This is a genomic window from Flavobacterium sp. KACC 22758, from assembly GCF_028736135.1.
Taxonomy (GTDB): domain Bacteria; phylum Bacteroidota; class Bacteroidia; order Flavobacteriales; family Flavobacteriaceae; genus Flavobacterium; species Flavobacterium johnsoniae.
The window spans coordinates 267096-287160 of sequence record NZ_CP117878.1; the positions used below are offsets into that span (position 1 = coordinate 267096).

At 34.5% G+C, this 20065-nt stretch carries 14 protein-coding genes; 10 read left to right on the plus strand and 4 right to left on the minus strand.

Annotated elements, in window-relative coordinates; all coding sequences use genetic code 11:
- Positions 1-5 precede the first annotated feature (5 nt).
- Positions 6-2780 (minus strand): 2-oxoglutarate dehydrogenase E1 component, encoded by a 2775-nt coding sequence (locus tag PQ462_RS01235; RefSeq protein WP_274252075.1) that lies wholly within the window; start codon positions 2778-2780, stop codon positions 6-8.
- A 116-nt stretch (positions 2781-2896) separates the two neighbouring features.
- On the opposite strand from PQ462_RS01235, the gene PQ462_RS01240 reads away from it, so the two are divergent.
- Together PQ462_RS01240 and PQ462_RS01245 are read left to right on the plus strand one after the other, a co-directional pair.
- Entirely contained in the window at positions 2897-3448 is a 552-nt protein-coding gene (locus PQ462_RS01240; protein WP_012023338.1) for a hypothetical protein, read from the plus strand.
- 190 nt (positions 3449-3638) lie between these two features.
- Complete coding sequence (locus PQ462_RS01245) at positions 3639-3935, plus strand: hypothetical protein (protein ID WP_274252076.1); 297 nt, start codon at positions 3639-3641, stop codon at positions 3933-3935.
- 156 nt (positions 3936-4091) lie between these two features.
- On the opposite strand, the gene PQ462_RS01250 is transcribed toward PQ462_RS01245, so the two are convergent.
- Together PQ462_RS01250 and PQ462_RS01255 are read right to left on the minus strand one after the other, a co-directional pair.
- Complete coding sequence (locus PQ462_RS01250; protein ID WP_073408162.1) at positions 4092-4445, minus strand: hypothetical protein; 354 nt, start codon at positions 4443-4445, stop codon at positions 4092-4094.
- Between the two features lie 41 nt (positions 4446-4486).
- Positions 4487-5512 (minus strand): LacI family DNA-binding transcriptional regulator, encoded by a 1026-nt coding sequence (locus tag PQ462_RS01255; protein ID WP_274252077.1) that lies wholly within the window; start codon positions 5510-5512, stop codon positions 4487-4489.
- Positions 5513-5677: 165 nt separating this feature from the next.
- Here PQ462_RS01255 and PQ462_RS01260 point away from each other — a divergent pair, with 165 nt between their 5' ends.
- The 3 genes from PQ462_RS01260 to PQ462_RS01270 all read left to right on the plus strand — a co-directional run bounded on the left by PQ462_RS01260 (position 5678) and on the right by PQ462_RS01270 (position 11637).
- Positions 5678-8317, plus strand: a complete 2640-nt coding sequence (locus PQ462_RS01260) for a TonB-dependent receptor (protein ID WP_274252078.1) — start codon at positions 5678-5680, stop codon at positions 8315-8317.
- Positions 8318-8561: 244 nt separating this feature from the next.
- The gene (locus PQ462_RS01265) at positions 8562-9782 is read left to right on the plus strand and encodes an MFS transporter (RefSeq protein ID WP_274252079.1); all 1221 of its coding nucleotides are present in this window, start codon (positions 8562-8564) and stop codon (positions 9780-9782) included.
- A complete protein-coding gene (locus PQ462_RS01270) occupies positions 9772-11637 on the plus strand; it encodes an alpha,alpha-trehalase (protein ID WP_274252080.1) in 1866 nt (621 codons plus the stop codon). The genes PQ462_RS01265 and PQ462_RS01270 overlap by 11 nt, the downstream gene beginning before the upstream one ends.
- 140 nt (positions 11638-11777) lie before the next feature.
- On the opposite strand, the gene PQ462_RS01275 is transcribed toward PQ462_RS01270, so the two are convergent.
- A complete protein-coding gene (locus PQ462_RS01275; RefSeq protein ID WP_274252081.1) occupies positions 11778-12752 on the minus strand; it encodes a polyprenyl synthetase family protein in 975 nt (324 codons plus the stop codon).
- Between the two features lie 266 nt (positions 12753-13018).
- Between PQ462_RS01275 and PQ462_RS01280 the strand changes: the two genes are divergently transcribed.
- From PQ462_RS01280 to PQ462_RS01300, 5 genes are all read left to right on the plus strand, one after another.
- Positions 13019-13540 (plus strand): YceI family protein, encoded by a 522-nt coding sequence (locus tag PQ462_RS01280; protein WP_012023345.1) that lies wholly within the window; start codon positions 13019-13021, stop codon positions 13538-13540.
- Between the two features lie 109 nt (positions 13541-13649).
- Positions 13650-14249, plus strand: a complete 600-nt coding sequence (locus tag PQ462_RS01285) for a TetR/AcrR family transcriptional regulator (RefSeq protein WP_012023346.1) — start codon at positions 13650-13652, stop codon at positions 14247-14249.
- A gap of 88 nt (positions 14250-14337) precedes the next feature.
- Positions 14338-15672 carry a TolC family protein gene (locus PQ462_RS01290; protein WP_274252083.1) on the plus strand — a complete coding sequence of 445 codons (1335 nt, stop codon included), beginning with the start codon at positions 14338-14340 and terminating at the stop codon, positions 15670-15672.
- 9 nt (positions 15673-15681) lie between these two features.
- Positions 15682-16749, plus strand: a complete 1068-nt coding sequence (locus PQ462_RS01295; protein WP_274252084.1) for an efflux RND transporter periplasmic adaptor subunit — start codon at positions 15682-15684, stop codon at positions 16747-16749.
- Positions 16750-16878: 129 nt separating this feature from the next.
- Complete coding sequence (locus tag PQ462_RS01300; protein WP_274252085.1) at positions 16879-20055, plus strand: efflux RND transporter permease subunit; 3177 nt, start codon at positions 16879-16881, stop codon at positions 20053-20055.
- Positions 20056-20065 lie beyond the last annotated feature (10 nt).

Here is a 20065-nt window from a genome sequence, read left to right on the forward strand (position 1 = left end):
TTTAATTATCTGAATAAATTTTTATCGAATACCATTCTAATTGCATCTGCGTGACGACGTTTTGCACGTGTGTAACTTCCTGATGCAGGAGCAGAGTATGCTTTCAATGAAGCTAATCTCCATTTTACAAGGTCAAAGTTCATTAACATAAAGCTGTAAGCTCCCATGTTTTTAGGCTCTTCCTGTGCCCAAACATAATCATCTGCATTTGGATATTTTGCAATGATTTCTTTGATCTGCTCAACTGGGAAAGGGAATAATTGCTCGATACGAACAACTGCAACGTCTTTTCTTCCGTTGTTTTCTCTTTCTGCTACAATATCGTAGTAGAATTTACCTGTACAGAAAACTAAAGTTTTTACATCTTTTTTGTTTACTGTGGTATCGTCGATAGTTTCCTGGAAACTTCCAGTTGCTAATTCTTCAACAGTTGATACGCATCTTGGATCACGTAATAAACTTTTTGGAGAGAAAACTACCAATGGTTTACGGAAATTCGTTTTCATTTGTCTTCTCAATAAGTGGAAGAAGTTAGCCGGTGTTGTACAATCTGCCACATACATATTATGTCTTGCGCAAAGTTGTAAGTAACGCTCCATTCTTGCAGAAGAGTGCTCAGCACCTTGTCCTTCATATCCGTGAGGTAATAATAAAACAATACCGTTTTGGTTGTTCCATTTGTCTTCTCCACATGAAATATACTGGTCAATCATGATTTGAGCTCCGTTAGAGAAATCTCCAAACTGTGCTTCCCAGATTGTTAAGGCTTTTGGGTTTGCTAATGCATATCCATAATCAAAACCTAAAACACCATATTCAGATAAAAGTGAATTGAATACGCCGAATTTTCCTTTTTTGTTTTCAATTGCATCTAATAGAATTACTTCTTCCTCTGAGTCTTCTACTTTAACAACAGCATGACGGTGAGAGAATGTACCACGCTCAACATCCTGACCAGAAATACGAACATCAAATCCTTCTGTTAAAAGAGATCCGTAAGCAAGTGCTTCTGCAGTTCCCCAATCAAGAGTATTGTTGTCGTATCCAACTTTTCTATCCGTAACAATTTTAGTTATCTTGTTAATGAATTTTTTGTCTTCTGGTAAAGTTGAGATGGTTTTGATGATAGAATCTAAACCTTCTTTAGCAAAAGTAGTGTCAACTTTTTGAAGCATTTGTGTATCAGTTACCTGAACAAATCCTTCCCATTCGTTTTTCATGAATGGGGTAATGATAGTCAAATCTTTTTTACGAGAAGCTTCTAAGTTTTCTTCTAATTGAGATTTGTATTGTTTTTCTAAACCGTTTACATAAGAAGCATCGATTACACCGTCAGATAATAATTTCTCTGCATAGATGTCTCTTGGGTTTTTGTGTTTAGCAATGATTTTATATAAAACAGGCTGTGTAAAACGAGGCTCATCACCTTCGTTGTGACCGTATTTTCTGTATCCTAATAAATCGATAAATACGTCACGTCCAAACTGCATTCTGTAGTCTAATGCAAAAGATACAGCATGTACAACAGCTTCAGCATCATCAGCATTTACGTGTAATACCGGCGATAAAGTTACTTTAGCAACGTCTGTACAGTAAGTAGAAGAACGAGCGTCTAAGTAGTTAGTTGTAAAACCAACCTGATTGTTGATTACAATGTGGATTGTTCCTCCAGTTTTGTAACCATCTAATTGAGCCATTTGAATGATTTCGTAAAGAATACCCTGACCTGCAATTGCAGCATCTCCGTGAACGGCGATTGGTAATACTTTAGAGAAATCGTCATTGTAATATTTATCTTGTTTTGCTCTTGTGATACCTTCAATTACTGCTCCAACAGTCTCTAGGTGAGAAGGGTTTGGCGCTAAATTGATGTTGATGCTTTTTCCAGATCTTGTTTTTTTGTCAGCTGTAAGACCTAAGTGGTATTTTACGTCACCGTCAAAATATTCCTGATCGTAATCTTTTCCGTCAAACTCACCAAAGATATCCTGAGTCGATTTTCCGAAGATGTTTGCTAAAACGTTCAAACGACCACGGTGAGCCATTCCCATTACGAATTGTTCAACACCTTTTTCTGCAGCCTGCTCGATTAAAGCATCAAGAGCCGGGATGATAGATTCCCCGCCTTCTAATGAGAAACGTTTTTGTCCAACATATTTAGTATGAAGGAAGTTTTCAAAAGAAACAGCTTCGTTTAATTTATTTAAGATTGTTTTCTTTTCTTCTGTAGAGAAATTAGGCTGATTAACATTTACAGCTAATTTATCCTGAATCCATTTTACAACGCCAGGATTTCTGATATACATATATTCAATTCCAATATGCTGGCAGTAAATAGCTTTAAGACGATTTACGATAGCTTCTAAAGAAGAAGGTGTCATTCCAATTGTCTGTGCAGCATCAAAAACAGTTGAAAGGTCAGCTGCTGATAAACCAAAGTTTTCGATATCTAAAGTTGGAGAAGACTGCCTGCGATCGCGAACTGGGTTTGTTTTTGTAAACAAGTGCCCGCGCGTACGGTAACCATCGATTAATTTTAGAACGTTAAATTCTTTTTGCAGTTTGTCTGAAACCTGACTGTAATCTGTGTTTGGGCTAGTCACATACTCAACAATGGTCTGCACTGGATTTTCGTCATTATAAGTAGTTTGTCCAAAGTCAAAACCTTGAAAGAAACTTCTCCAGCTAGGCTCTACGCTGTCTGGGTTAACTAAATATTGATCGTATAATTGTGCAAAAAACTCGGTATGCGCTGCATTTAAAAATGAAAACCTATCCATAATATTAGTGAATATACTTTTTGTTAAATAGAATGGCAAAAGTACAACAATCGCCTTTATTTAAATCTTTTTTTTACGTACTTTTACGTAAAAATTTGTTAAAATAAACGTTAACTATGAATAAAATTCAATTTTCAATCGATTGCAAATATTTTTTTGTGATTTTGGCAGTCTTATTCTCAAGTTATGCACAGGCACAACAAACGTATGTTATTGATAACAAAAACCATTTTTGGGATAAAGTTCAGTTTGGAGGCGGACTGGGTTTAGGAATTGGTTCCGGTTATACTGATATCTCTGTAATGCCAAGTGCGATTTACAATGTTAACGAGATTTTTGCCGTTGGAGTTGGATTACAATTCGGCTATTTATCTTCAAAAAATTATTACGAATCCTATGTTTATGGCGGAAGTTTAATCACGCTTGTGAACCCAATTCCGGAAGTTCAATTATCTGCCGAATTGGAACAGGTAAGAGTAGATACAAGATATGAATCGAATATCAACAGACCTGCTTTTTCTGATAGTTACTGGAATACAGCCCTATATCTCGGAGCAGGTTACAGAACTGGAAACGTTACAATTGGCGCCCGTTATGACGTATTGTATAATCCTGACAAAAGTCTTTACGGATCTGGATTTATGCCTTTTGTGAGGGTTTATTTCTAAGGAGCTAAGGTTCTGAGATACTAAGATTCTAAGTTTTTAAATTCTGAAAATTGAAGAAATTTATTTTATACTTATTGGAATTATTGTCTTAAGTTGTAATAATTCGGAGAAATCAAAAAATACTAATGAAAAGGTTGTAAAGAAAGAATTACGACCTTTTTTTGATTCTGATAAAATTGATCATTATTTTGTGAATTATATTCTTGATAGCATAATTATTTCTGGAGGAGAAAATAAAAAATCAAAAAAAGAGAAGGAGTTTGAAGGTTTATTTATGGGATATTTTCCTGATAGTATTCCTAAAAGAGGCTTCGAACGAATTTTGCTAAGTCATCATTATAAAAAGTCAAATCTTACGGCTAAACAGCAAAAAGAAATTGAAAATGTATTCAGTGAAAAAGATTCTTTACAAATGAGTTCTTATGCGTGTGTCCCTGAATATCGCGATATCTTTATTTTAAAAAGAAAGAAAAAACGGTTGGTATAGCGAAAATATGTTTCAAGTGTGGCCGTTTCCAAATTATTGGAAGTGAAATTGAAACGCAGTATTTTGGGCTTTTTGAAGAATTACATAAATTGCATAATATAGTTCGTCCCAATGATAAAAAAACTTAGAATCTTAGTATCTCAGAACCTTAGCAACTTATTTGTAATGATTTCTAAACCAAACCTTCTGCCATTCTCTTTTTAAAATCAAAAAGGCAACTTGTTCAGCCAGAATTACTAAATCAGAACCGTCTAGTTGTTTGATTTCATTTTCGGGAACATCAATAATGTAAAGCAGATTTAAGTATTCAGCAAATTTGTACTGAATCATGCGGTAGATTTTTTCATGAAGCTGAATTTTTAATTCTTCAGGAGAAATACTAAGCGGAAAATCAATTCCTTCATTCGCCAGATTAAAGTCTTTATTAATCTGCTCAATCAGACTTAAATATAAATTTTCTTTTTCGGCATCAGCCAATAAAAAATCGGTATTTTCAGGAATCGGAAACATTAATGCTTTTTAAGAATTTGAGCAAAGTTAAAACTAAAAAATCATTTTACAGTCGATTCTCGTTCTATGATTCTTGTTGGAAGTTCTATAATTTGATGTTCGACTTTACGATGTTCTTTTATGTCGGCAATTTCATCAATTAAAATAGAAACTGCGGTGTGTCCCATTTCAAATCCAGGCTGGTCAATTGTCGTTAATTTAGGCGAAATCACGGTACTCATAAACCAGTTGCTAAAACCAAAAACCGCCACCTGATCCGGCGTTTTTATTCCCGCTTCATTAAAATATTTTATAATCCCGATAGCGACTAAATCTGTAATCGCAAAAATAGCATCGATATCCGGATGTTCGGCCATAATTTTTTGGGCATTTTCGTAACCGTCTTCAAAATCGGTATTGTTATCACAAACATAAACCAGTTTCGAATCGTATTCAATTCCGTGAGCTTCGAGTGCGCGTTTATAACCCAGAAAGCGATCAATGGAATTTTGAGGAACATACGAGCCTCTAAAATGGGCAATTTTTTTATAGCCTTTATTGATAAGATACGTAACGGCATCATAAGCTGCTTTAGCGTCATTAATAATCACTTTAGAACATTCTACTCTTTTAGCAATTTTATCAAACAAAACAACCGGAGTATTTTTTCGAATGGCGTCATTAATATGAGAGAAATCATCCGTTTCATTCGAGAGTGACATTAAAACGCCGTCAACCCGCTTTTGAATTAACAAGGCAAGCTGCTTTTTTTCCATTTCATATTTTTCATTCGATTGCAGAATGATGACCAGATAACCTCTTTTTTCGGCTTCTTCTAAAATGCCGTTTAAAACACTCGAAAAAAAGTGATGAACCGTTGCAGGGATAATAACGCCAATAGTTTTGGTTTCGTTGGTTCTTAAATTAACTGCTACAGAATTAGGCATATAGTTCATCGTTTCGGCCATTTCGATAACTTTGGCTCGTGTCGACTTACTAATGTCTGTATACCCTTTTAATGCCTTTGAAACGGTTGTAACCGATATTCCTAATGCAGAGGCTATATCTATTAATTTTGTATCATTCATGAAATAAATGTACTAAAAAATAAACTGCATTGATAAAAAATTAATTTCCGAAAACGTTTTAGGTGATTTCGAAAACGTTTTCGATTTTTAATTCTTATATTCCTTATAATTTGTTTTTAAGTTTGACAGTGATAACCATAATTACTAACTAACCGAACAAAAAAAATGAAAAAGCTGCACCATTATTTAGGTACATTATTTTTAATGTTTTGCCTATTTTTTTTACCAAATAATCTGTTTGCCCAAAATACAGCTAAAGTTTCCGGAAAAGTACTCGACGATAGCGGCGTAACAATTCCCGGAGCAAACGTAACGCTTAAGGAAACAGGAAAAAGCACCGTTACAGACGAAAACGGAGGATATTCTTTCTCAAACGTCGAAGCAGGAACCTACACTATTATGGCAACAAATGTGGGATACAAAACTTTCGAGAAAAAAATTGCCTTAAAAGAAGGAGAATCTATAGAGGTAAGCTTACTTCTTGAAGGCGAATCGCAAAGTTTAAAAGAAGTTGTCGTAACAGGTTCGTCTGCTCCAAGATCTAAGCTTGAATCGAGCGTTGCCATTACCACAATGGGAGCCAAAGCTATTGAAGACCGAGCACCATCGAGCACGGCGGCGTTGCTGCAGACTATTCCGGGATTTGTGGTTGAAGCATCTGGAGGAGAAATTGGAAACAATCTTTTTGCAAGAGGGATTCCGTCTGCGGGAGCTTATGAATATGTACAGATTCAGGAAGACGGATTACCGGTTTTTGAAGATGGAGCTTTGCAATTTGCCAATGCCGATACTTTTTACAGATTAGACGAAACAGTGAGTAAAATGGAAGCTGTTCGTGGAGGTTCTGCTTCAATTTTCGCCAACAATGCTCCGGGGGGAATCATCAACTTTATTTCAAAAACAGGTCAGAATGATTTTCAGGGAAGAGCAAAATTCACAACTTCAGATTACGGAATGTTTAGAACTGACCTTAATTTATCAGGTGCTTTAATTCAGGATAAATTATTTTTTAATGTAGGCGGATTTTACAGAACTGACAATGGAGTAAGAAATACTGGTTTTACTGCCAATAAAGGCGGACAAATAAAAGGAAACATCACTTATAAATTTGATGACAACGATTATTTAAGAATCAATTTCAAACATCTTGATGACAGAAATACATTCTATTTACCAATTCCTTTAAAAAATAACAACGGAAAAGTGGAAGGAATTCCAGGCTTTAATCCAAATTACGGAACATTGACTTCTGTAAATTTCAGTCATTTAAATGTACCTCAATACGGAGGCGGAACTTTCAGCGCAGATTTAGAAGATGGTTCACATCCAATTATCAACTCAATTGGAGCTGAATTTAAAAAGAAAATTTCTGAAAGAGTTACTTTCAAAAATGCCTTCAAACAAACGAGTATCGATTTAAATTACAATGCTATTTTTCCTAATGGAGGACCTTGGACACAAGATGCTTATGCAGCAGATGTTCAAAATACAACAGCAGGAAACCTTGCTTATACTTATGTAGATAATGGTGCAGCACTTGATCCAAATGCTTTAATTATGAGAGCAGATCTTTGGCACATCGAGAAGAAAATGAGCAATTTTGCGAATAATTTCTCTTTTTCTTTTGATTTAGATCCGGTGAAACTTACAGCAGGTTACTACTATTCTAACTGGAAATCAAATCAATACTGGAACTGGAATTCGTATTTAGTAAGTGTTTCAGACAATCCGAGATTATTAAATGTAAAAGATAATACAACCGGAGTTGACCACACCTGGAATGGCGTAGAAAGAATTACATGGTTAGAAAGAGACGCACAGACAAAAGGACTTTTAAATGATATTTATGCTGATGCCGAAATTAAAGCTACAGACAATTTAACCTTTAATGCTGGTTTAAGATACAACAAAGACAAATATTCCGGATACAGAGACAACGCCAGATTTTTTGCCGAAAACTTAGGGATTTTGGATAATAATACGGCGGATGATGCAGTAACAACAGTAAAAGGAAATCCGTATACTTATTGGAGATATGATGTAAGCGAATGGTCGTATACTGCAGCGGGAAATTACAAATTCAACGACAATATGGCTTCATACGTGCGTTACAGCCACGGTTTTAGATCTCCAATTGAAGAATCGTTTTATGATAATGCAGCCAATTTAAGCAAATTGGAAAATACAGAAGTAAATCAGTTTGAGCTGGGTTATAAATATTCAAGTTCTTTCTTCTCTGTAAATGCAAATTTGTTTCACATGAATTTGAAAAATGTGGCTTTTACGGATATTTTATCTGATGGATCTTCAGAAAATAAATTTGCCGATGTAAACAATATTGGTCTTGAAGTAGAAACGAATGCAAGATATAAATTTGCGAAACTGAACTTTACATTCACAGTTCAAAAACCAGAATACGACAACTTTACAGGAACAAATGCCGACGGTTCGACTTTTGATTTTAATGGAAATACTGCAAGAAGAATCCCTAAATTTTTCTGTAACCTAAGACCTGAAGTTGATATTACAAAAGACTTTACAGCTTATGTTCAGTTTTCTTATTACGATAAAAAATTCACGAATCAGGATAACAAACAAGTTTTGCCGGCTTACAAAGAAGTTGGAGCAGGTTTAAATTATACGTATAACAATCTTCGTTTTGCAGTAGATGCTTCAAACTTATTCAACGAAATTGGTTTAACAGAAGGAGATCCAAGACAAACAACATCTGCAGCTAGCGATGTGTTTATGGCAAGACCTATTTTAGGACGTGCTTTTAGATTTTCGGTAGCGATTAATTTCTAAATTTATATAAGAGTAAAAAAAATTAAACACATAGAAACATAGATTTTTATCACTCAAAAAAAAGAGCAAAAAAGAAACAAGTTTCCACACATATCTATGTGGATTAATGCAAGTGAAACGCCTTTGAATACAAACTAAACTATGTTTGTATGTGTTAAAAATTATATGGTATTTTAGAGACACACTGCTGTGTGTCTCTGCATCATAACCACAACGTATTACGTTTCATAACCACAAAATACAAATGAAAAACATAGGAATTAAAATCTCACTTTACCTCAATTATTTTGTCTTCGCCATTTTATTAAACAGCGTAGGAATTGTGATTTTAAAATCGCAGAAAAATTACGGTGTCGACGAGGTTCAGGCGAGTATTTTAGAAGCCTTTAAAGATATGCCAATTGCCATTGTATCCTTTTTTATAGCTTCTTTTCTGCCTCGAATAGGTTATAGAAAAGCGATGTTAACAGGATTGGCTTTGGTTACTTTAGCCTGTATTTCTATGTATTTTGGAAACTCGTTTAACAATGCTAAAATCCTTTTTGCAACCGTTGGAGTTTCCTTTGCCCTGATAAAAGTTTCTGTTTATTCGCTGATAGGAACCGTGACCGAAACAAAAAAAGAACACAACGCTTTAATGAGCAGTATTGAAGGTTTTTTTATGGTAGGAATTGCGCTGGCTTATTTTTTATTTCCGGCTTTTAATAACGAAAATGATCCCAATTCATGGCTTAACGTATATTGGTTATTGGCGGGATTATCGTTTTTATCATTTCTGTTTTTACTCTTTATAAAATTCGAAGAAACTGAAGTCGCAGCGGGAGTAAATCTTAAAGATGATTTTTTGCAGATGTTCAAATTAATGGCAAAACTGCTGACTGTTATTTTTGTCATCAGCGTGTTTTTATTTGTAATGATCGAGCAGGGAATCCTTTCATGGCTGCCTACATTTAATACAAAAGTGCTGCATCTGCCAGAAAACATCAGTATAATGATGGCCAGTATTTTGGCAGTTTCATTAGCAATTGGAAGACTTATCGCAGGAATTGTGACTAAAAAAGTAAACTGGATTTGGGTTTTAAGTTTCTGTATTGTTTCCGCCATGCTTTTGGTAACATTTGTGCTTCCAAAAACGGTTGGATTAGAAGTAAAAAATATTGATACACTTTCAAATATACCATTAATTGGTTTTGCATTTCCTTTAATCGGATTGTTTATTGCGCCCATTTATCCATTGTTAAATTCAATAGTATTAAGTGCTTTACCAAAGAATCTGCAAAGTTCCATGACCGGATTAATTGTCATTTTTTCGGCTCTTGGCGGCACATTGGGGTCCAGAATTACAGGCTGGCTTTTTAAAAATGAAGGACCAGAAAAGGCTTTTTATTTTACCCTCATTCCAATGACTTTGTTACTGATCTCCTTTTTTATTCTTAAAAAAATAACTGCAAAAGATGAAATTTAAACTACATATAACCCAAACCATCGAAAAATTATTGGCTCAGGAAGATACTGACGGCGATAAAAAAATTACGATAGATGACAACGGTCCAAAAAGTTTTTTACTTTATGATCAAGATGGAAATCCGGCAGTTATTAAAGGAACTTATCAGCTCTCGAATTTATTGCAGGAACTGGCCTTGGCTAAGAAAAACAATGTTGAATCTGCGGAGATAGATTTAAACGAAATCACAGAAGATCCTGTAAAAAGAATTTCAAGAAAAATTAAAGATTTGTATTGGAACGGCCTTACCAGAACAATCGATGCCATTGGCGTAAAGAAAATTCTGGAAGACGATAAAATCGAAAATGAATTTGCTTATTTATATGTGCCTTTTGGCGACGAAATTGTTTTTGATTATTTCAAAAAATTAGAAGCCTCAACGCCAAAATTAAAAGTGGTGCAGATGCCTAAAAATATTACTCCTGAATATGTTTTATCACTGAACAAAAAACCGGGAATTCTGGCTTTGGCACTTCAAATTAAAAACAATGAAGTATCAGGCGTTCCGTTTGTGGTTCCCGGCGGAAGATTCAACGAAATGTACGGCTGGGACAGTTATTTTATTGCAAAAGGACTTTTAATTGATGATAAAATTGATCTTGCTTTGGGCATTGCCGAGAACTTTAAATATCAAATAGATCATTACGGAAAAATTCTAAACGCTAACAGAAGTTATTATTTAACCAGAACACAGCCTCCGCTTTATACATCGCTGATTATAGATGTTTTAGAAAAATCAAATCCGGATATTTTTTGGATTGAAAGACATTTAAAAACCGCTATAAAAGAATATCTGACGGTTTGGATGGAAGAAGGAAAAAGACTTACAGCAAATGGTTTAAATCGTTATAAAGCAGAAGGAATCGGGCTTCCGTTTGAAGTTGAAGAAGGACATTTTGACGACATTCTGGAGCAATTCGCACCAAAATATAATCTCTCAACAAGAGAATTTGAAAAGAAATATTTAGAAAGAGAAGTGGTTGATGAAGAACTCGATAAATATTTTATTCACGATCGAAGCATGCGCGAAAGCGGTCATGACACTACGAACAGATTAGTTGGTATTTGTGCCAATTTAAATACAGTTGCGATCAATAGTCTGCTTTATAAATACGAAACCGATATTGCTTTTCTGATCCAGAAATACTTTAAAAATGAATTTCAATATTTTGAAGATAAATCCTTTTCAAGTGAATATTGGCTGTTAAAAGCTTCTTCGAGAAAAGAAAAAATAAACAAATTGTTATGGAATTCTGAAAACGGAATTTATTTCGATTATGATTTTGTGAATGAAAAACAGCATGTTTTTGAAGCAGCCACAACTTTTTATCCGCTTTGGGCAAAAATAAGTACGCCGGAACAAGCTGAAATTTTGGTAAAAAAGACACTTCCAAAGTTTAAAATGAAAGGCGGAATTGCAGGAAGTACCAAAGAATCAATTGCTGGCGTTGATGAAAATGCGCCAATACGCCAATGGGATTATCCGTTTGGCTGGTCGCCGCATCAAATGCTTTTATGGGAAGGACTTCTAAATTATAATTTTAATGAAGAAGCGCAGGAAATGGTCTATCGCTGGCTTTGGCTCATTACCAGAAACGCAGTCGATTACAACGGAACCATTCCTGAAAAGTTTGATTTATCGATAAGCTCGCACAAAATTTTCGCTGAATACGGAAACGTAGGAACGGAATTTAATTATATAACCGAAGAAGGTTTTGGATGGATGAATGCTTCGTATCAATTTGGTTTAACGATTTTAAAAGACGATTTAAAACAAAAATTATCAGATTTAGTTGATCCTGATGAACTTTTTTAATACTCATAAAAATGACAAACCCGACAGGTTTTTAAAAACCTGCCGGGTTTTCTGTTTCATAAGCCTTCGACTTCGCTAAGGAAGACACTCATTTTATGACAACATTTGTCAGGCTGAGCGAAGTCGAAGCTCTTTATAAATTAAACTTTTCTACCCATTAAATTTTCGCCAAAAGTTTTTAAAATACTTTTCTTTTCAGCGCTAATATCCATTTTTTCTAAAGTTTCAAAAGCTTTAAAAGTGTACATTTCAATTGCTTCCTGAGTTGATTTTGAAGCTCCTGATTCGTTGAAAATAGTCTTTGCAGTTTCTATTTTCTCTGAATTATCTTCTAATTGCAAACTGAATAATTTTTCTAATTCTGAAGCTTTTTCCGGAGTCGAAAATTCTAACGCTTTTAAGTATAAATAGGTTTTTTTGTTTTCGATAATATCACCTCCAACCTGTTTTCCAAAAGTTTTCGGATCACCAAAAGCATCTAAATAATCATCTTGTAGTTGGAAAGCCAGACCTAAATTCAATCCGAAATCATAAATTAAATCGCCTTCTTTTTCAGAAGTTTTGGCCACAATTGCACCCATTTTCATGGCAGCAGCAACTAAAACAGCGGTTTTATATTCGATCATTTTTAAATATTCCGGAATCGTAACGTTGTTTCTTTGTTCAAAATCAACATCCCACTGCTGTCCTTCGCATACTTCAAGAGCCGTTTTGCTGAAAAGTTTTGCCAGATCTCTAAAAACTTCTGGCTCATATTGTTCAAAATACTGGTAAGCCAGGATCAGCATAGCATCTCCGGAAAGAATTCCGGTATTTAAATCCCATTTTTCATGAACCGTAACTTGTCCTCTTCTTAAAGGTGCGTCATCCATAATATCATCATGAACAAGCGAAAAATTATGAAAAACTTCAACCGCCATTGCAGCCGGAAGAGCCGTTTTATAGCTAGTATCAAAAACCTCTGCAGCCATTAAGGTAAGTACCGGGCGCATACGTTTTCCGCCAAGTCCCAAAATATATTCAATGGGTTCGTAAAGATTTGTGGGTTCTTTGTGTATGTTTTGATTTTTTAGATAATCAATAAAAAAATCCTGGTACTGGCTAATATCGTGCATGATGAAATTCTAATTTACGAGCCTCAAAGATACGATTCATTATGAATTAATTCTTTCCTAAAATTTTAAATGATGAGTTTCCATTCAAAATACCTTCGAAAACCACTAATTCTTAAGGTGTTAAAATTATTTTGAAAAAACTTGGAAACTTTTTTGGTATTTAGAGTTTCCTGTCTATATTTGCACCATAATTTGGAAACTTAGAACACTATAAAAGTTTCCATAAGAGTTTTAATAATTTATAAACTCATTTAAATCAGATATTTATGAAAACAACATGGACCTTAGATTCTACTCAATCAGATGTTTTAATTAAAATGAGACATTCGATAATTGCTTATTTGGGAGGAACAACAAACAAATTTGGCGGTTATGTGAATATTGAAGATAATGAAATTGAAGATGCATCGGTTGAGTTTTCACTGGATATTAACAATAAAACTGAAAGCTTTCAGCAGATTGATACCAATTTACAGCTTCAGGACTTTTTTGATGTAGATGAACATCCGATTATCAGTTTTAAATCTACTTCATTTCAAAAGATAAATAATAATATTAATTTTTTCAAGGGAGATTTAACCATAAAAGATGTTACGAGAGTTGTAGAACTTGATGCAGAGTTTATTGGAGTAAATACATATAACGGAGAGAAAAAAGTTGCTTTTGAAATTAAAGGAGATATTAAACGTCAGGATTTTGGTCTTGACTACAATTCTTTTCATCATAATGGAGGTTTAGCGCTTGGAAAAGACATTAAACTAATCGCTAATTTAGAATTTAGCATATAAATCTCACATGATTATTAATTTAATGTAAAATTATTACAAATAACATGGAAACTATTTTTTTAGATTTTAGTTTCCTAGTTATATTTGTAAGGCAATTGGGAAAATTAAAATGAAAGAGAAAATAATAGCAAAAGCAAGTGAACTTTTTTTGAAGCTTGGTTTTAAGAGTGTTACGATGGATGATATTGCAGGAGAAATGTGTATTTCGAAAAAAACGATTTACAAATATTTCTGTAATAAAGAAGTTTTGATTGAAGAAAGCACTTCAATGGTTCATAGTCAGGTTCACGAAATTATGGATACTATTATAGCTAAGAATTATAATGCTATTCATGAAAATTTTGAGATTAGAGAAATGTTTCGGGATATGTTTAAAAACAATATTGATACTTCTCCAATTTACCAGTTGAAAAAGCATTATCCGGAGATTTACCAAAATATCCTTTCCATCGAAATTGATCAATGTACACAGTGTTTCAAAGATAATATTGATAAAGGAATTCGAGAAGGGCTTTACAGAAGTGATTTGAATGTTGAGGTTTATGTGAAGTTTTATTACACACTAATTTTTCATATTAATGAAAATACGGTTTCAGAAAGTGAAGCACAAAGAATAGAATTAGAAGCATTAGAATACCATACTCGAGCAATGGCTACTGAAAAAGGAGTCGAGGAATTAGAAAAGCAATTAAAACGAATTAAAAATTAACCATTCCAAAAATTGATCGTCATTTTTCTGTGAGGGTAAAGAAAAAATGACGGTCCCATCTCAAATTTAAAAATAAATAGTAACACTTATGAAAAGAATCTTTCTTATAGTTTTGTGTACAATAGGCTTGTCTTCCGCCGCACAAACCACTACTTTAACTCTGAAAGACGCCGTTAACTACGCGCTTCAAAATAAAGCCGATGCAAAAAAGGCAAAACTTCAGGTTGAAAACAGCGAATATAAAATTCAGGAAGTACGTTCAAGAGCATTGCCTCAAATTTCTGCAAACGGAAATTTAACGTATAACCCAATTATTCAGACTACGGTTATTGATGGAGCAGCATTTGGTGCGCCGGGAACTGCAATTCAGGCAGCATTTGGACAAAAATGGACCTCAACTGCAGGGGTTTCTTTAACTCAGGCAATCTTTGATCAATCGGTTTTTACAGGATTAAGAGCAGCAAAATCTACTCGTGAATTTTATCAAATAAACAATCAGTTAACAGAAGAGCAGGTTATTGAAAGAGTGGCAAATAACTACTATTCGGTTTATGTGCAAAAAGAAAGATTAGTTTTATTAGACAGCAATTATGTAAACACAACAAAAGTTCGTGATATCGTAAAAGGCCAGTTTGATAACGGTTTGGCTAAAAAAATTGACTTAGACCGTATTATTGTAAAAATGTCAAATATCGATACAGAGCGCCAGCAGATTAAAAACCAAATTGCTTTACAGGAAAATGCTTTAAAGTTTTATATGGGTATGCCTATTGAAACTCAAATCGATATGCCAAAAGAAGAATTTGAAGTTGTTCCTGCAGCCTTAACTCAAGAACCAAATATTGAAAACAGAACAGAGTACCAGCTTTTGAAAAAACAAGAAGAGCTTTTGGTTCTTAACAAAAAAGCTGTTCAGGCTGGATATTATCCAACGCTTTCATTAACTGCAGGTTACAATTATATTGGTCAGGGACCTGAATTTCCTTGGTTTGCAAAACCAGAAAAAGGAGTTTACTGGTCAGATTTCTCTGCAATTGGATTAAACTTACACGTGCCAATCTTTACAGGTTTTGGAACTCGTGCAAAAGTAAGACAAGCTGATGTTGAAATCAGATCGCTTCAGGAAGATATCAAAGACACAAAACTTTCTCTTGATTTAGATTACAGAAACGCGATGACTGAAATCGAGAATAACTTGGTAACGATCGAAAATCAAAAAGAAAACATGCGTTTAGCGACTGAAATTCTGAGCAATACTAAAAATAATTATCTTCAGGGTTTAGCATCTTTAACCGATTTACTAGATGCAGAAAATGCATCACTTGAAGCACAAAATAATTTTACAAGAGCAGTTTTAAATTATAAAATTGCCGAAATATCTCTAATCAAATCAAAAGGCGAACTTAAATCTCTTACTAAATAACTAATTACAATGAAGAAAATAATTATAACAATCGTTATCATAGCCGTAGCTTTTTTCGGGATAAGCTATATCTTAAATAAAAATAAAGCAGAAAACGAAGGTAAAACTGCTATCGTAGCTGAAAAAAATGCTGCAGTATCTGTAAAAGTAGCCACAGTTAAAACAGAAGATGTTAATCTTGGTTTTACAGCAAACGGAAACTTTGTGCCAATTCAGGAATTAACTTTCTCTGCTGAAAAATCTGGAAAAGTAATCAGTGTTTTAGCTAAAGAAGGTGATTACGTAAGAGTAGGACAAACATTACTAACAGTAAGAGGTGATGTTATTAATGTAAATGCTCAGCAGGCTCAGGCTGTTTATCAAAATGCAAAATCTGATTACGAAAGATATGAAAACGCTTATAAAACAGGCGGTGTAACAAAACAACAATTAGATCAGGCAAAATTAGCTTTGACAAATGCACAATCTAACTTAACACAAGCTAATATCAACGTTGGAGATACTAAAGTAAAAGCTCCAATTAACGGATACATCAATAAAAAATATGTTGAGCCAGGATCTATTTTAGCAGGAATGCCTGCAACAGCTTTGTTTGATATCGTAAACGTTTCTAAATTAAAATTAACTGTTACAGTAAACGAAAGCCAGGTTGCAAGCTTAAAATTAGGAAACACAGTAAATATTACTGCTAGTGTTTATCCTGATAAAACATTCTCTGGAAAAATTACTTTCATCGCTGCAAAAGCAGATGCTTCATTAAACTTCCCGGTAGAAATCGAAATTACAAACAATGCTAATAATGACTTAAAAGCAGGTATGTACGGAACAGCAAACTTTGGTTCAAATAACCAAAAACAAAACTTAAAAGTGGTTCCTAGAAATGCATTTGTTGGAAGTGTAAGCAGTAACGAAATTTTCGTAGTTGAAAATAATGTAGCAAAATTGAAAAAAGTTGTTGCAGGAAGAATCTTAGGAGACAAAGTTGAAATCATCGATGGTTTAAATGACGGAGACGTAGTAATTACTACAGGACAAATCAACTTACAAGACGGAAATACAGTAGAAATTATTAAATAAAAGTAATTAGTGATTAAGAGATTAGTCCTTAGTCCTTAATTTTTTGCGCCTAGAATTAGGTAACATTAAAAACGAGGAATTAAAACTAAGGACTAGGAACTAAAAACTAAAGACTTAATAAGAAAACATATGAAATTAGCCGAAATATCCATAAAACGTCCGTCGTTAGTAATTGTATTGTTTACAATTCTAACTCTAGGTGGATTGTTCAGTTACAGCCAGTTAGGCTATGAGCTGATCCCAAAATTCGAAACCAACGTTATTACGGTTTCAACTGTTTATCCGGGAGCTTCTCCAAGTGAGGTTGAAAATACTGTTACAAAGAAAATTGAGGATGCGATTGCATCTCTTGAAAATATCAAGAAAATTGACTCTAAATCTTATGAGAGTTTATCTGTAGTATCGATTACATTAACTTCAAATGCGAATGTTGATATTTCGATGAATGATGCTCAGCGTAAAATTAATGCGATTTTGAGTGATTTGCCAGATGATGCTGATCCGCCTTCGTTAACTAAATTCTCTTTGAGTGATTTACCAATTATGACACTTGGTGCGAATGGTAAAATGGACGAAGCAGCGTTTTACGATTTGATCGATAAAAAGATTGCGCCAGTTTTATCTCGTGTACAGGGGGTTGCTCAGGTAAACATTATTGGAGGTCAGGAACGTGAGATTCAGGTAAATCTTGATGCTGTAAAAATGCAGGGTTACGGACTTTCTGTTCCTCAGGTACAGCAGACAATTTTAACTTCAAATCTGGATTTCCCAACGGGTAATATCCAGACTCGTAATCAAAAAATATTAATTCGTTTAGCGGGTAAATATAAAAATGTTGAAGAATTAAGAAACTTAGTAGTCTCTTCTCAAAATGGAATCCAGGTTCGTTTAGGAGATATTGCTGATGTTCAGGATACGCAAAAAATCGCGGAAAAAATTGCGCGTGTAGATCAAAAAAGTGCGATTGTACTTCAAATTGTAAAACAATCAGATGCAAATGCCGTTGCGGTAAGTGAACAGCTGGTTAAAACAATTAAGACATTAGAGAGCGATTATAAATCGGCTCAATTAAAATTAGAAGTTGCAAAAGACAGTACTGTATTTACGCTTGAAGCAGCAGATTCTGTTGTACATGACTTATTAATTGCGGTTATTCTGGTAGCATTTGTAATGTTGTTCTTCCTGCACAGTATTAGAAACTCATTGATTGTAATGGTATCTATTCCTGCCTCTTTGATCGCTACATTTATTGGAATTTATTTATTAGGCTATACACTTAACTTAATGTCTTTACTTGGTTTATCTCTTGTGGTTGGTATTCTTGTGGATGACGCGATCGTTGTACTGGAGAATATTTACCGACACATGGAGATGGGTAAAAGCCGAATTCGTGCCGCTTATGACGGAACTGCCGAAATTGGAGGTACTGTAACTTCGATTACATTAGTAATTGTGGTGGTGTTCCTGCCAATTGCAATGAGTACAGGATTGGTATCAAACATTATTACACAATTCTGTGTTACGGTAATTATATCAACAATGTTCTCATTATTGGCTTCGTTTACTATTATTCCATGGTTGTCTTCACGTTTTGGAAAATTAGAGCATATTGAAGGTAAAAATCTTTTCGGAAAAGTTATTCTTGGATTTGAAAGCTATTTAACTCGTTTTACTGACTGGGTATCAAACTTACTAAACTGGTGTTTAGATCACTATATTAAAACTATGGCGATTGTACTGGTAATGTTCTTTGGATCAATCTTCTGGTTAATGGGAGGCGGTTACATTGGAGGTGAATTCTTCGCAGCATCTGATAGTGGTGAATTCTTAGTGCAGATTGAGATGCCAAAAGATGCTTCTTTAGAGCAGACGAACTTTATGACTCAAAAAGCAGAAGCTTTCTTAAAAGGAGAGAAATATGTTTTAAGCCAGATTACAACAGTAGGACAAACCAGTGAAGGTTTAGGAGCTGCTCAGGCAACTGCTTACAAAGCTGAGATTGACGTTAAAATGATCGATCAAAAAGATCGTACAGATGATGCCAACGTTTATGCTGCTAAGACAAAACGTAAACTTGAAAAAGTATTAGTGGGCGCCAAAGTTAAAACAGTTCCTGTAGGTATCTTAGGAACGGCAGAAGATGCAACTTTAGGTTTGATCGTAACAGGTCCAAACGTAGAAAGTGCTATGAAATTTGCTAAAATGGCTGAAGCTGAATTACGTACTATTCCTGGAACAACTGAGATTAAATTAACAGTTGAAGATGGAAACCCAGAGATTAACGTTCAGGTTGACAGAGATAAAATGGCTGCTTTAGGATTGACTCTTCAAACAGTTGGTTTAACCATGCAGACAGCTTACAGTGGTAATACTGACGGTAAATTTAGAGCTGGTGAATACGAATACGACATCAACATCAAATACAACGAATTTGATAGAAAAAACATCACAGATGTTAGTAATTTGATTTTCATCAACAATGCAGGCCAGCAGATTAAATTAAACCAATTCGCTACTATTACAGAAGGTTCTGGACCAAGTAAATTAGAACGTAGAGATAAAACAGCTTCTGTAACCGTACAAGGTCAGAATGTTGGGGTGCCGGCAGGAACAATTGTTCAGCAGTGGCAGGCAAAATTAGACAAATTGCAAAAACCAGTTGGAGTTAACTACATCTGGGGTGGTGACCAGGAGAACCAGTCAGAAGGATTTGGTACATTAGGAATCGCATTATTAGCCGCTATTATTTTGGTTTACCTTGTAATGGTTGGATTATATGACAGTTTCGTTCACCCGTTTGTTGTATTATTTGCTATTCCGCTTTCGTTCATTGGAGTTTTATTTGCACTGGCATTAACAAACAATACATTAAATATCTTTACCATTTTAGGGGTCATCATGTTGATTGGTCTTGTGTGTAAGAATGCGATCATGCTTGTCGATTATACCAATCAGCGAAGAGCTGCCGGAGAATCGATCAGAAGAGCATTAATCCAGGCAAACCACGCTCGTTTACGTCCAATCTTGATGACAACAATTGCGATGGTATTTGGTATGTTCCCAATTGCATTAGCAGCAGGAGCAGGAGCAGAATGGAAAAACGGACTGGCATGGGTAATCATTGGAGGTTTGATTTCATCATTATTCCTGACTTTGATTGTAGTACCGGTTATTTATGATATTATGGAGAAAATTATTAGAAGATTCTCTAAAGGAGAAAAAATTGACTACGAAGCTGAAATGGTTGCTGATTATGAGCATACAGAATTAAGCGAAGACGGTTTTAATCCTAAACATACCCATTAATTGATTTAAT